Source organism: Seonamhaeicola sp. ABD4_175, from assembly GCF_056160885.1.
The window spans coordinates 571,794-585,745 of record NZ_JBSWYC010000003.1 but is presented as its reverse complement, the minus strand read 5'-3'; the positions used below and the strand labels follow the sequence as shown (position 1 = coordinate 585,745).

Below are 13,952 nucleotides of genomic sequence, written 5' to 3'. Positions count from 1 at the left end.
TATTATTGCCAAATGCAATTTCAGCCCAAAAAATATTATTATTTAGTAAACTTTCAGTATTTAGGCTACAGGTTTCATGGTTGGCAAAAACAACCTAATGTAAAAACCTTGCATTTAATGGTAGACAGAACCTTAAATTATATTCTTGAAGGTAAATATTTTAAAACCTTAGTGTCGGGAAGAACAGATGCAATGGTATCTGCTGAAAATGCTACGTTTGAGTTATTTCTTCAGCATGAAATTGAAGATTTAGATACTTTTTTAGCGCTTTTCAACTACAATCTTCCGCAAGATATCAGAGCATTAAGTATTAAAGAAGTTGATGCTAAATTCAATATAATAAATCACCCAAAAACAAAAGAATATTTGTATTTATTCACTTTTGGTGAAAAATGTCATCCGTTTTGCGCGCCCATAATGACTACTATTTTAGATGATTTAGATATTGAAATAATGAAACAAGGCGCAAAATTGTTTGAAGGCGAACATCATTTTAAATCGTATTGCTACAAACCTACCGATAAAGGTATTTACACAAGAACTATTGAAACCTGTGAACTTGTTGAAAATACTATTTATACGGCAAATTATTTCCCGGAAAAATCATATATACTTCGTGTAAAAGGTAAAGGTTTTATGCGCAACCAAATACGCCTCATGATGGGAACATTGTTTGATTTGGGTAAAGGCATTTTAACTTTACAAGATATTGAGCATAGTTTACAGCCAAATGTGTATGTAAAAATGACTTACATTGCACCTGCTTCTGGCCTAATTTTAAATACCGTAGCGTTTAATTAAACGGTATTATTCTTCTTAAAAAAATTAACAGCTGCAAAAAGTTTTAACATAATTTAAGTTAATTAAAACTTAACACCGTTAAACCCTGTTAAAGCGCTTGACAAAACGAGTTTATGCCCTAACTTGAATGGAGAACTTAAAAAAAATAAATTATGAAGTATTTGAATATGAACGACGAGAAATTATTAAATGTAGTGGTAGAATTAAACATCCTTTTAGCTGATTACCACGTATATTACCAAAAGTTAAGAAGCAATCATTGGAATATTACAGGTAAAAACTTTTTTGATTTACATGAAAAGTTTGAAGAAATGTATAACGATGCCAAAGTTAAAATTGATGAAATTGCAGAACGCATTTTAACACTAAAACATCACCCAATGAGTAAGTATCAAGATTATTTAAAAACAGCTTCAATTAGTGAAGATACACCTTTAAAAACAGATACTGAAATGGTGAAAGAAACATTAAGTGACCATAAAATTCTGTTAGAACAAATGGGCAAAGTGGTTGATGAAGCCAATGCCATTTCAGATGAAGGTACTGTAGATTTAATTGGTGCATACATTAGAGAACTTGAAAAAACGAGCTGGATGTTAACAGCGTGGAGTAAAAAAACAACAGAATCTTTAAAAGAAAATTTAGTAGAGGTTAAATAATAATTTCTGTTTAAAACTTTAATTATTAACCTTAAAAACTAATAAAAATGATAGATACAATAACAGAAGCACTCAATAGTTTAATAGACAAACTTCACGGTTGGTTAAGTGCTTTTATTCAAAATATACCCAATTTAGTATTAGCAATTTTAGTAATGGTAGCTTCATATTTTATAGCTATTTATACTAGAAAGCTGGTTTTAAAACTAATAAGTAAACGTGTAAGTCAAGCATCTGTTGCAAACATGATTGCTAAAATTTCAGCAGTTGTAGTTGTAGCGGTAGGGTTATTTTTATCATTAGGTATTTTAAATTTAAGTAAAATGTTAACCTCTTTACTAGCTGGTGCTGGTGTTGCTGGTTTAGCTGTTGGTTTAGCCTTACAAGGCACGCTATCAAACACCTTTGCAGGTGTGGTTATATCTTTTAGAAAGCGCATTCAATTAGGTAATTGGGTAGAAACCAACGGGTTTTCAGGAGAGGTTGTTGATGTAAATTTAAAAGAATTTGTATTACGAGAAGCCGATAATAATTTAGTTATTATACCTAATAAAATGGTTTTAGAAAATCCGTTAAAAAACTATTCATTAACCAATAAAATGCGTGTTAACCTAGAATGCGGTGTTGGTTATGAATCTGATTTAGAAGCGGTAGAAAGCCTAACCAAACAAACTATAGCCAATACTTTTAATGAGGTTGGCGGCTCTGAAAATGTAGAGTTTTATTACACTGAATTTGGAGACAGTTCTATTAATTATTTATGTAGATTTTGGATAGAATCTGAAAGTATGCTAGAAAAACTTAAAGCAAAAACCAAAGCTATTATTGAAATTAAAAAGGCCTATGATAGTAATGGCATTAACATTCCGTTTCCTATTAGAACACTTGAATTTAATAATAAATTGGCTTTTGATGAAGCTTCAATTCAAAATCAATTCTCAAACAACTAATCTGTTGTGAAGGCATCAGTTGCGCCTATTTCTTAATTAATTTAACACTTTGTGAAACAAAATCACAAACTATGTTAACAAAGCATCTGGCTGCTAGTAACTACCGTAAATTAAGTATAGTACTTATTTATTAGCTAGCTATTACAATTCTCTAAAACATAGAGTAGACTTGCGTTTTTTTTTGCAAGTTATTAATAACAATCATTAAAATATTAGAATTATGTTACGTTGGACAATCACATTTGTAGTAATTGCATTAATAGCCGGAGTTTTGGGCTTTGGCGGTATAGCAGGAGCATCTGCAGGCATAGCAAAAATATGTTTCTTTATATTTTTAGTGCTATTTGTTTTATCACTATTAAGAGGGCTTGTTAGAAAGTAGAATAAGCACCTTCAAAAAAAAATCAATTAACAAATCAAAAATTAAAATCATGAAAAAAATCATATTAGCCATAGCACTTTTATTTACAACATCAATAGTATTAACAGGTTGTAGAGATCAAAAAAGTACAGAAGATAAAATTGAAGAAGGTGTAGAAGAAGTTAAAGATGGTGTTGAAGACGCCGTTGATGAAGTAGAAGATGAGCTTTAAGCCAACTTGCAATTAAGTTTAACCAAAACCAACAAAAATGAAAAAAGTAATAATAGTATTAGCCTTAATTTTAACATCATCAGCAGTGTTTGTTGGGTGCAGAGATAACAAAAAAACACCCGATGAACACATAGAAAAAGCTATTGATGAAGTTGAAGATGATGTAGAAAACGCTTCCGATGACGTGCAAGATGCCATTGAAGATGTGAAAGATGAAATAGAAGAAGCAAAAGAAGAGGTTGAAAAATAGAATTATAAAAAAATAAAGCAATGAAAAATTTAATATATACAAGCGCTTTTATACTTATAACAAGTGCTGCAGTGTCGCAAGAAAAGCCAAAAGAAGCCAAAGAAGAAACCGAAGTTAAGGTAGTAAAAATTAAAGATGGCGAAAAAACTACCGAGAAAAAAGTAAAAGTAATTACCAGAGAAACGGCTCAGGTTACTTTAAATGAAAAAGACAAAAATAGTGTTAACCAAAGCAGGGTACAGTCGGCATCAAAGGTTGAAAAAATGATTATGGTTGATAATGATACTGATGGTGATTATGATATGTTAACCAAAGAAACCTACTATCAATTAGGAGAAAAAAAGTATTTATTTACACCCAACAATCGTGGTTTTAAAATAGCATTTAATAAAGACGAAAATAAATTTGTAACCATTGAAGAAGCTATAACCACCGATGCTAATGGCCATTATTTAGTAAATGGTGAAACTTATGCAGGTGTTGGTTACTTTAATACAGAAGGCGATTTTGTTATACAATATTACAACAAAGAGTCTGATACCATTGAAACCAAGGTTTATAAACTAGCCGATGAAAGCAGCTAGTATAAAACGCTATGAAATAGAAAGATTAAAAAGTCCTAAGTTACTTAGGACTTTTTTGTATTTTTAAATTTCATTCACATTAAATAACAATATAAATGTCTGTAAGCATACCAGAAGCCGTTTTCAAATTTTTAAAAACCTTAGAAAAAAACAACAATAGAGATTGGTTTAATGAACATAAAAAAGAATTTAAAGCTTTAGAAACAGACGTAAAACAGGTATATGCTGCTATTTTTGACGCGCTTAACACGCACGACGATATAGATAAAATGAAACTGTTTAGAATATATAGAGACGTGCGTTTTTCAAAAAACAAACTACCATATAAAACCCATTTTGGAGGTTCGTTTAATAGAACAAAACCCAAATTACGCGGTGGTTACTATTTACACATACAACCCAACAACCAAAGTTTTATTGCCACAGGTTTTTGGGAGCCTGTTAAAGAAGATTTGTTGCGCATAAGAAAAGAGTTTGAAATGGATGATGAAGAGATACGAGCCATATTAGCTAACAAAAAATTCAGTTCTGTTTGGGGCAATACCTTTGAAGGCGATGAAGTAAAAACAGCCCCCAAAGGTTTTAGTAAAGACCACAAAGCCATAGATTTAATAAAGAAAAAACAATACATTTTCACTAAAAAATATACTGATACTCAAGTGTTATCGGCTACGTTTATTGATGATGTAAATGCATCATTTAAAGCAGTACGTCCGTTTTTTGACTACATGAGCGATGTGTTAACTACAGATTTAAATGGTGTTTCTTTAATTGATTAAAACAGAGCTTATTTAATTCTTCAATATTTTAAAAGAATTATTTGCTATAGTAGCAATGTACATTGCAGGTTTTAAACGGCTTAAATCTACATTGTTTTTATAAGGTGAAATGGTAGTTTCCATAACTTTTTGTCCTGTAATTGTGTTTAATGTAAATGTTTCTGAATGTTTTAAATTTTTTATATGTAAAACATCTTTTGTTGGGTTAGGGTACAAGCTAAATGTATTTTTAGCAACATCGTTGGCAGAAAGGGCGCTTACAACTTCTAACTCTATATTATTAGCATTGTAGTTTACTGCAAATGTTTTTGAGCTACCTAAATTTGGTAAAACGGTTGTGCCGAATGTACCGTTTATACCAGTGTCTGCCTGTAAAAAGGTTAATTTAGTACCTATTGCAGGATCATAACCATCAACCAAACGCACTTCTAAAATACCAGAAATAGATGCTGTTCCGCCAATCATAATTTTATCATAATCGTTATCTGCTTTTAAATCTATTTCAATTCTTGAAGAATTTTGCAATGTAGCATTATCATTTAAAGTATATGTGCCAATGGGGTTTGCAGGAAAAATGGTGTTGTAATTAGCATCAACCATTGTTTTAGGAGAAATTCTGTTTGTAAAACTATTATTACCTGTATGTGATACATTATTTCCCATTAAATAAAATACGCTATTACTAAACGTTATGGTGCCAACATCATTAATAATAGTATTATTATTAGTAAAAGTGTAGCTATTTATAATGTTTTCATTTGTAATAGTACCGTTATTTGAAATACTAGCGGTATTGGTATTGTTAATTGTACCTGTATTTACTAAACTGCCACCAAACTCAATTTTAATAGACGATGTGTTGTTTAAAGTAGATTCAATTTTAGTTATACCAGCATTTTTAGTAACTAAAGATGAGTTGTTATCAAAAGTTGATTTAAAAATAGCCGTTCCTTCATTTGTAAATACCGATGTGCTTGTTACCGCATTATTAAAAGTAGAGATACCAAAATTTGAAAAAAGCGAATTATTAGTAAATGTTCCGTTACAAATAAACGTGCCAACAATATTAAAATTTGAAGCGTTTTTTATAGAGCCATCAACGGTAATTTTTCCATAAATAGATGTAGGTGTATCTACGGTAATACTTGATCCTGATGGAATTGTTACCGTGTATGATTGGGTTACCATAGTTCCAGGATATGTAGGCGACCAATTAGCCGTATCTGTCCAATAACCAGTACCATTGTACGTGTAGTTAAAATTTACTTGTGCATTAAATTGTAATGTAAAAATACATAACGAAAAAAATAGTAGTGTTCTCATAGTTAGTAGGTTTAGGGCGTTCTACTTAAAAATATAAAGGTTAAATACTTTAATATTTGATTACAAAACTTTAGGTACTACTAATTTCTAAAAACAGTAAAATAAAATATGTTAAAGAGGCTTAATTATCGATGAAACGCCTTGTTTTTTTCGCTGAAACGCAAATAAATTGGTTTAAGTGGTTTTTTTTAGAGGAAAAATAGTAAAATTTAAACAGCTTTTAATAAATCAGGTTTTTCAAAAAGTTGAATTTGACTAAGCAACCTATCTTTTACTAAATTCATCATACGTTTATTTAATGCCGAAGAATTTTTAATGTACAACGTATATTCTTCAATGGTGAACATGCCAATAATCATACCTTTAACAGAGTTTCTAAATTTCATGTCTTTATGTATAGCATTTTCAATATAATCAATACGTTTTTGCATGGTTAATTCATAAAACACAGCCTTGTGTTTACTAATATAATTTTTAAAAACAGCTATTAACAAATCATTTTGAAGTTTAATTACAGGTCTTAAAACTGAATTTTGAAAACGCTCGTCGCTGCTCATATTATCATTTACTTTTGATGAAGCAATTTCAGGGCGCATGCTTTTTAGGTTAATGTCTCGTGGGCTCATTTTTGTAGTTTTAATAAAATTATTAATTAAAATGGCATATAAACACTAAGGTAAATATAGTTTTCAACGGTATTATTAACAATTAAATTATTGTAATTTTACCATGTATTAAATATTATCTTTTTATGAAGTTTGGAAGTGTTAGCAACCCGCAAGACATTAATTTTACCTTACCACCAGATCATCCCAAAACAAAACCTGTTTTAAATAGAGTGAAAGATGATAATATACCTGAAATATTTGTAGGGTGTGCTAAATGGAACAGGGCAGATTTAAAAGGGTTTTATCCAAGAGGTACAAAAGATGAATTAGCATACTATTCAAAACAGTTTAATGCCATTGAGTTAAATGCCACTTTTTATAGAATATTTCCAGCAGAGCAGTTTGCTAAGTGGTATGATAAAACACCTGCTAACTTTAAGTTTTTTCCAAAATTAAATCAAGAAATAAGCCATTGGAAACGCTTAAATGATACAAAAGAAGTAGTAGAACATTATTTATACAATGCTTCAAACTTAAAAGAAAAATTAGGCACTATATTTTTACAAATGCACAATAATTTTGCGCCCAAAGATTTTGATAGAGTAGTTAATTTTGTTGAAACGTGGCCAAAAGAAGTGCCCTTGGCTATAGAGTTCAGACATACCAATTGGTACAATGATGAAACCGTAGCCAATGAACTAAATGACCTTTTGGAAGCCAACAATATTTCGAATGTATTGGTAGATACTGCCGGTAGACGTGATTTAATGCACATGCGACTGACCAATCCAACGGCATTTGTGCGCTATGTTGGCGCAAACCATGAGAGTGATTATACGCGTTTAAATGATTGGGTTGCGCGCCTTAAAACGTGGCAAGATCAAGGTATTAAAGAAATAGATTTTTTTATTCATCAAAATATAGAAAAAGAATCTCCATTATTATCGGCTTATTTCATCAAAGAACTTAATAAAACATTGGGTTGCTCATTAAAAATTCCTAATGAAGATGAACAACAAGCATTATTTTAAAAGGTATGCAATACATCTTCAAAACAATAAAAACAATACACACATATGAGATTTCACACCAGAAAATGGATTAAACCGGAAGATTTAAATGCAAACGGCACTTTATTTGGTGGCCGCTTATTAGAGTGGATAGACGAAGAAGCTGCACTTTACACTATTATACAATTAGAAAACCAAAAAGTAGTTACAAAATATATAAGTGAAATAGATTTTAAAGCTTCTGCACGTCAAGGCGATATAATAGAAATAGGTATTGATGTTGTAAAGTTTGGCAAAGCTTCACTTACATTAAGCTGCGAAGTTAGAAATAAAATGACCCATGAAACCATTATTACGGTAGCAAGTATTGTAATGGTAAACCTTGGTAAAGACGGTAAAGCTTTGCCACACGGAAAAACCAAAGTAGAATATGTTGCCGATAGATTAAAATAGTAAACATAAAATCAGCCTATTTTTAAAATTTTATTTTTTGGCTTTCGTAAAATAATGCTTCAATTTATCTTGTAAAATTTTCAGCAAACACGCTATTTTATTGAACTTATTAGCGATTTGCTTAAAATGATTAACAATTATACAAAAATGTTGACTATCGTATCAGAGATTCTCGGTTTTCCTAGTAAAACAAGCTATATTTTATAAATTTGGCAAAAATTAATTCAAAACATTTTATGAGCAAAACACTGTTTGATAAAGTATGGGATTCCCATGTTGTTAGAAAAATAGAAGATGGTCCAGACGTATTTTTTATAGACCGTCATTTTATTCACGAAGTTACCAGTCCTGTAGCCTTTGTTGGTTTAAAAAGTCGTGGTATTGGCGTAATGTATCCTGAAAAAACATTTGCTACTGCCGATCATAACACACCAACTTGGAATCAACATTTACCAGTGGCAGATCCATTATCTGCAAATCAACTTGAAGCTTTGGCCAACAATGCTGAAGAACATGGTATTTCGCATTGGGGTTTAGGCCACAGAAATAATGGTATTGTTCATATTGTTGGTCCTGAAAACGGTATTACTTTACCAGGTTCAACTATTGTTTGTGGAGATTCACATACATCAACACACGGTGCTTTTGGCGCAATAGCCTTTGGTATTGGTACTTCTGAAGTAGAAATGGTATTATCTACGCAATGTATCATGCAACCAAAACCTAAAAAAATGCGTATTAACGTAAATGGTAAATTAGGCTTTGGTGTTACACCAAAAGATGTTGCATTATATATTATTTCAAAACAAACAACATCAGGTGCTACAGGCTATTTTGTAGAGTATGCTGGCGATGTTTTTGAGGATATGACTATGGAAGGCCGTATGACTGTTTGTAACCTTTCAATAGAAATGGGAGCACGTGGAGGTATGATTGCTCCTGATGAAAAAACATTTGAATACATAAAAGGTAGAAAGCATACACCAAAAGGAGCCGATTGGGATAAAGCTATGGAATACTGGCAAACACTTTACACCGAAGATGGTGCAGCGTTTGATGCCGAATTTAATTATGACGCAGCCGATATTGAACCAATGATTACTTACGGAACAAATCCAGGTATGGGTATTGGTGTTACAAAATCAATTCCTAATGCTAATGAAGTTGAAGGTGGTGAAGCTACCTATAAAAAATCATTAGGTTACATGAAGTTTAACGAAGGTGACAATATGATTGGCAAACCTGTTGACTATGTGTTTCTTGGTTCATGTACAAACGGACGTATTGAAGATTTTAGAGCCTTTTGTTCTATAATTGAAGGACGCCAAAAAGCTGAGAATATAACTGCTTGGTTAGTGCCAGGATCTCACAAAGTAGTAGACCAAATAAAAGAAGAAGGTTTAGATAAAATTTTAGAAGCTGCAGGATTTGTATTAAGAGAACCAGGTTGTTCGGCATGTTTAGCAATGAACGATGATAAAGTTCCTGCTGGTAAATTAGCAGTATCTACTTCTAATAGAAATTTTGAAGGACGCCAAGGACCGGGTTCAAGAACCTTATTAGCATCTCCATTAGTAGCAGCAGCAACAGCTGTTGAAGGTGTAGTTACAGATCCAAGAACAATATTAGAAACAGCTTAAATAGCTAATAGCTTTTGGCTATTGGCCATCAGCAAATAAAATATAAATTATAAGTTTGCCAATAGCATATAGCTAAAGGCCAAAAGAAAATAAAACATGGCTTACGATAAATTTGAAGTATTAACAAGTACAGCATATCCATTACCAATAGAAAATGTAGATACAGACCAAATTATACCTGCGCGTTTTTTAAAAGCAACAGAGCGTAAAGGGTTTGGTGATAACTTTTTTAGAGATTGGAGATATGATTCTGAAGGAAATCCTATTACAGATTTCCCTTTAAATGATGCAAAATACGCTGGTTCTAAAATATTAGTTGGCGGTAAAAATTTTGGTTCAGGGTCTTCAAGAGAGCACGCAGCATGGTCTGTGTATGATTTTGGCTTACGTTGCGTAATTTCATCGTTTTTTGCAGATATTTTTAGAAATAACTGTTTAAATATTGGCGTTTTGCCAGTACAAGTATCTGCTGAATTTGCTCAAAAATTATTTGATGCAATTGAAGCAAACCCAAAAGCTGAAATTAAAGTAGATTTACCAAACCAAACTGTAACGTTGGTAGCAACAGGTGAATCTGAATCTTTTGATATTAACGGTTACAAAAAAGGCAACATGCTTAATGGTTTTGATGATATTGATTATCTTCAAAATATGAAGGAAGAAATTGCTGCTTTTGGAGAAACTAGACCGTTTTAAATAAACCTTTTTAATTTTTGTCATTCAACATCAAAATAAATCATCTTTTTAAAATTTGATAAACTTTTTATGCTGAATGACATTTAATTTTTCTACAAAACATTATGCACAATAAGCATATAGAAATAATGGACACGACATTGCGTGATGGTGAACAAACCTCAAGCGTGTCGTTTTCTGCTTCCGAAAAATTAACCATTGCAAAACTATTACTAGAAGAACTTAAAGTAAATAGAATAGAAGTAGCATCGGCCCGAGTATCTGAAGGCGAATTTCAAGCCGTAAAAGTTATAACAAATTGGGCAAGAGAACATGGTTATTTAAATGCTGTTGAAGTTTTAGCGTTTGTAGATAATGGTGTTTCTATTGATTGGATAGTTAAAGCAGGAGCAAGAGTTCAAAACCTGTTAACTAAAGGTTCACTCAATCATTTAACTCATCAACTTAAAAAAACACCAAATCAGCATTTTAAAGAAATTGAAAACGTAATAAACAATGCTTCAGAACAAGGTGTTGCAACCAACATTTATTTAGAAGATTGGAGTAATGGCATGCGTAATTCTAAAGACTATGTTTTTCAGTTTTTAGAGTTTTTAACCGCACAAAATGTTAAGCGTATAATGCTACCTGATACTTTAGGCGTATTAACTCCTAAAGAATCCTTTGATTTTATTGCCGAAATTAAAACCAAATTCCCTCATTTACATTTTGATTTTCACCCGCATAATGATTATGATTTGGGTGTTTCAAATGCTATGGAGGCTTTAAAGGCCGGTGCCGATGGTTTGCATTTAACCGTTAATGGTATGGGAGAGCGTGCGGGTAACGCACCCATGGCAAGTACCGTTGCTGTAATAAATGATTTTATGCCAGAAATTAACATAGATGTTAATGAAAAAGTACTTTACACTGTTAGCAAATTAGTTGAGAATTTTTCTGGCGTTATGATACCAGCAAACAAACCTGTAATTGGTGCTAATGTGTTTACGCAAACCGCTGGTATTCATGCAGATGGAGATAATAAAAACAATCTTTATTTTAGTGAATTATCGCCAGAACGCTTTGGTAGAACACGCCAATATGCACTTGGTAAAGCTTCTGGTAAAGCTAATATTCAAAAGAATTTACAAGAATTAGGACTTCAGTTAAATGATGATGAAATAAAAAAAGTAACACAACGAATTATTGAATTAGGAGATAAAAAACAAGTTGTTACTAAAGAAGATTTACCATACATTATTTCTGATGTTTTAGATAGTGGTTCTTATGAAGAGAAAGTGAAAATTGAATCGTACGTGTTAACACATTCAAAAGGCTTAAAACCTTCAACAACAGTAGCTATTTCTATTGAAAGTGAAAAATTTGAAGAAAATGCACAAGGTGACGGACAATTTGATGCTTTTATGAATGCCATTAAAAAAATATTCAAAAAGAAAAACATCACTTTGCCACAATTAACAGATTATGCAGTGAGAATTCCTCCTGGAAGTAAATCTGATGCGCTTTGTGAAACCATTATAACTTGGAAAAACCAAAATAAAGAGTTTAAAACACGTGGCTTAGATTCAGATCAAACGGTTTCAGCTATCAAAGCCACAGAAAAAATGCTCAATATTATAAATAATTAAGATAAAACTATAAAAATAAACACATGAAATTAAACATAGCACTTTTAGCAGGTGATGGTATTGGACCAGAAGTTATAGACCAAGCCGTAAAAGTAAGTGATGCTGTAGCAGCTAAATTTGGACATGATATTACTTGGAAACCAGCGTTAACAGGTGCCGCAGCTATTGATGCCGTTGGTGAGCCTTACCCAGATGAAACCCATGAAATTTGTAAATCTTCTGATGCTGTTTTGTTTGGTGCTATTGGAGACCCAAAGTATGATAATGATCCTTCTGCACCGGTACGCCCAGAGCAAGGGTTGTTAAAAATGCGTAAAGCCTTGGGTTTATTTGCTAATGTGCGCCCAACATTTGTGTTTCCTTCGTTATTAGATAAATCACCATTAAAAAAAGAACGTATTGAAGGTACTGATTTAGTGTTTTTACGCGAGTTAACTGGTGGTATTTATTTTGGTGAAAAGGGTAGAAGAGATGATAGAAATACAGCCTATGATAATTGTGTTTATACAAAAGATGAAGTAACGCGTTTAGCACGAAAAGGTTTTGAATTGGCTATGACGCGCTCTAAACGTTTATGCTGTGTAGATAAAGCAAATGTACTTGAAACATCTCGTTTATGGCGTGAAACTGTTCAAGGTTTAGAAGCTGAATACCCTGAGGTTACTGTATCTTATGAGTTTGTTGATGCTGTAGCAATGCGTTTGGTACAATGGCCATCAGATTATGATGTGTTAATTACTGAAAACTTATTTGGTGATATTTTAACTGATGAAGCCTCTGTAATTTCAGGATCAATGGGTTTAATGCCTTCTGCGTCTTTAGGTTCTAATATTGGTTTATTTGAACCAATTCACGGATCTTACCCGCAAGCTGCTGGGAAAAATATTGCAAACCCAATGGCAACCGTTTTATCAGCTGCTATGATGTTTGAAAATTTTGGTTTAGTTGAAGAAGGAAAAACTATTAGAGATGCTGTAAATAAAGCGTTAAATGAAGGTGTTGTAACTGAAGATTTATCAGATGGTGCAAAAGCTTACGGAACTAAAGAAGTAGGCGATTGGTTGGCCGCAAACATATAAATAACAACTAAATAGACAACTAACTAACACTTGAAAAGACCTGTCAAATTTTTTATATTGATGGGTCTTTTTTTTATGCGTTAAAACAAGATGCGTTTTTCTTTTATTTAACGCGGTATGCTTTTATTAAGTCGTTTATTTTAATGTCTAAATTAGATTTAACATCTCTGTAACGAGCAACGTTTATAGGGTAGTTTTTTAAAAAATCTGGATATACCATATAAATATCTTCAGTATTTATATTTTGAATTAAATCAAAAACGTTTGCAAAAAGAAAATCGTTTGTGGTTAAATTCTCTTTTTTAGCTGTAGCTTCGGGTATTAAATCTCCTTGTATATAACCTTTTACACTTTTAGCAACATAATAGCTGCCTAAATGTTTAAAGTTTCCTAAAACAATGGTTTCAGGTTTAAATAAATTTCGTCTTAACTTATATTTATTTCCTTTAGTAGTTACAACTTTACTTGGTACACGTTCATATTTTCGTGTGGTTCTTAAAATACGATGTGAAGTAGCTAACCTTTTACTAACATCATCAATATTAATTATTTTATTTATTTGTGATTTAGTTTTACCAGCCTTTACAAGTTTTGATATTTTTGAACTGTCATTTTGAGCTTTTTTATAATAGGCCAATGCTTTTTTATAATATGCTGTTAAGCGTTTTGTGGCAGGAATTGTTGTAATGGTTGAAGCGCCTTTTTCGTTAAGTATTTCATATACATAAGGAGAACTGCCTTCTTTTTCAACCATTAAAGCATTAAAATCTTTGTGAAAAACAAAATCTACATTTTGAGCTTCACAATAAAAAAAGCTTAATAATAGAATGGGGATAAAACTTAAAAACTTCATATTTTATTAAAAATAAGTAGGTAAATTAAACAAAAATAATTAAAAA

At 31.7% G+C, this 13,952-nt stretch carries 17 protein-coding genes; 14 read left to right on the top strand and 3 right to left on the bottom strand.

Translation table 11 applies throughout. The annotated features are described in order from the left end of the window. Positions 1-12: 12 nt before the first annotated feature. The 8 genes from ACXAG4_RS12320 (at position 13) to ACXAG4_RS12285 (ending at position 4,616) form a co-directional block, all read left to right on the top strand. The gene (locus ACXAG4_RS12320) at positions 13-801 is read left to right on the top strand and encodes a tRNA pseudouridine synthase A (RefSeq protein ID WP_475296379.1); all 789 of its coding nucleotides are present in this window, start codon (positions 13-15) and stop codon (positions 799-801) included. A gap of 152 nt (positions 802-953) precedes the next feature. Beyond that, positions 954-1,460 (top strand): Dps family protein, encoded by a 507-nt coding sequence (locus tag ACXAG4_RS12315; protein WP_475296378.1) that lies wholly within the window; start codon positions 954-956, stop codon positions 1,458-1,460. 47 nt (positions 1,461-1,507) lie between these two features. Continuing rightward, complete coding sequence (locus ACXAG4_RS12310) at positions 1,508-2,410, top strand: mechanosensitive ion channel family protein (RefSeq protein WP_475296377.1); 903 nt, start codon at positions 1,508-1,510, stop codon at positions 2,408-2,410. A gap of 220 nt (positions 2,411-2,630) precedes the next feature. Then, on the top strand, positions 2,631-2,792 hold the full coding sequence (locus tag ACXAG4_RS12305; protein WP_475296376.1) for a DUF1328 domain-containing protein: 162 nt from the start codon (positions 2,631-2,633) through the stop codon (positions 2,790-2,792). Positions 2,793-2,841: 49 nt separating this feature from the next. Continuing rightward, entirely contained in the window at positions 2,842-3,003 is a 162-nt protein-coding gene (locus ACXAG4_RS12300; protein WP_475296375.1) for a hypothetical protein, read from the top strand. A 37-nt stretch (positions 3,004-3,040) separates the two neighbouring features. Further along, positions 3,041-3,253, top strand: a complete 213-nt coding sequence (locus ACXAG4_RS12295; protein ID WP_475296374.1) for a hypothetical protein — start codon at positions 3,041-3,043, stop codon at positions 3,251-3,253. A 20-nt stretch (positions 3,254-3,273) separates the two neighbouring features. Continuing rightward, complete coding sequence (locus tag ACXAG4_RS12290) at positions 3,274-3,837, top strand: hypothetical protein (RefSeq protein ID WP_475296373.1); 564 nt, start codon at positions 3,274-3,276, stop codon at positions 3,835-3,837. A 95-nt stretch (positions 3,838-3,932) separates the two neighbouring features. Next, positions 3,933-4,616: a DUF2461 domain-containing protein gene (locus ACXAG4_RS12285; protein WP_475296372.1), complete on the top strand. Its 684-nt coding sequence runs from the start codon at positions 3,933-3,935 to the stop codon at positions 4,614-4,616. Between the two features lie 12 nt (positions 4,617-4,628). Here the strand turns inward: ACXAG4_RS12285 and ACXAG4_RS12280 are convergent, their stop codons facing one another. Together ACXAG4_RS12280 and ACXAG4_RS12275 are read right to left on the bottom strand one after the other, a co-directional pair. After that, positions 4,629-5,939, bottom strand: coding sequence for a T9SS type A sorting domain-containing protein (locus ACXAG4_RS12280; RefSeq protein WP_475296371.1), 1,311 nt, complete (start codon positions 5,937-5,939; stop codon positions 4,629-4,631). A gap of 209 nt (positions 5,940-6,148) precedes the next feature. Continuing rightward, positions 6,149-6,565, bottom strand: coding sequence for a glyoxalase (locus tag ACXAG4_RS12275; RefSeq protein WP_475296370.1), 417 nt, complete (start codon positions 6,563-6,565; stop codon positions 6,149-6,151). Positions 6,566-6,690: 125 nt separating this feature from the next. Between ACXAG4_RS12275 and ACXAG4_RS12270 the strand changes: the two genes are divergently transcribed. From ACXAG4_RS12270 to leuB, 6 genes are all read left to right on the top strand, one after another. Next, complete coding sequence (locus tag ACXAG4_RS12270; RefSeq protein WP_475296369.1) at positions 6,691-7,578, top strand: DUF72 domain-containing protein; 888 nt, start codon at positions 6,691-6,693, stop codon at positions 7,576-7,578. A gap of 45 nt (positions 7,579-7,623) precedes the next feature. Then, positions 7,624-8,010 (top strand): acyl-CoA thioesterase, encoded by a 387-nt coding sequence (locus ACXAG4_RS12265; RefSeq protein WP_147132975.1) that lies wholly within the window; start codon positions 7,624-7,626, stop codon positions 8,008-8,010. Positions 8,011-8,246: 236 nt separating this feature from the next. Further along, on the top strand, positions 8,247-9,650 hold the full coding sequence (leuC, locus tag ACXAG4_RS12260) for a 3-isopropylmalate dehydratase large subunit (RefSeq protein ID WP_475296368.1): 1,404 nt from the start codon (positions 8,247-8,249) through the stop codon (positions 9,648-9,650). 96 nt (positions 9,651-9,746) lie between these two features. After that, positions 9,747-10,346 (top strand): 3-isopropylmalate dehydratase small subunit, encoded by a 600-nt coding sequence (leuD, locus tag ACXAG4_RS12255; protein ID WP_475296367.1) that lies wholly within the window; start codon positions 9,747-9,749, stop codon positions 10,344-10,346. Positions 10,347-10,450: 104 nt separating this feature from the next. Then, a complete protein-coding gene (locus ACXAG4_RS12250; protein ID WP_475296366.1) occupies positions 10,451-11,974 on the top strand; it encodes an alpha-isopropylmalate synthase regulatory domain-containing protein in 1,524 nt (507 codons plus the stop codon). 23 nt (positions 11,975-11,997) lie between these two features. Next, positions 11,998-13,053 (top strand): 3-isopropylmalate dehydrogenase, encoded by a 1,056-nt coding sequence (gene leuB, locus ACXAG4_RS12245; protein WP_475296365.1) that lies wholly within the window; start codon positions 11,998-12,000, stop codon positions 13,051-13,053. Positions 13,054-13,156: 103 nt separating this feature from the next. Here leuB and ACXAG4_RS12240 read toward each other — a convergent pair whose 3' ends face one another. Beyond that, positions 13,157-13,906, bottom strand: coding sequence for a hypothetical protein (locus ACXAG4_RS12240; protein WP_475296364.1), 750 nt, complete (start codon positions 13,904-13,906; stop codon positions 13,157-13,159). Positions 13,907-13,952 lie beyond the last annotated feature (46 nt).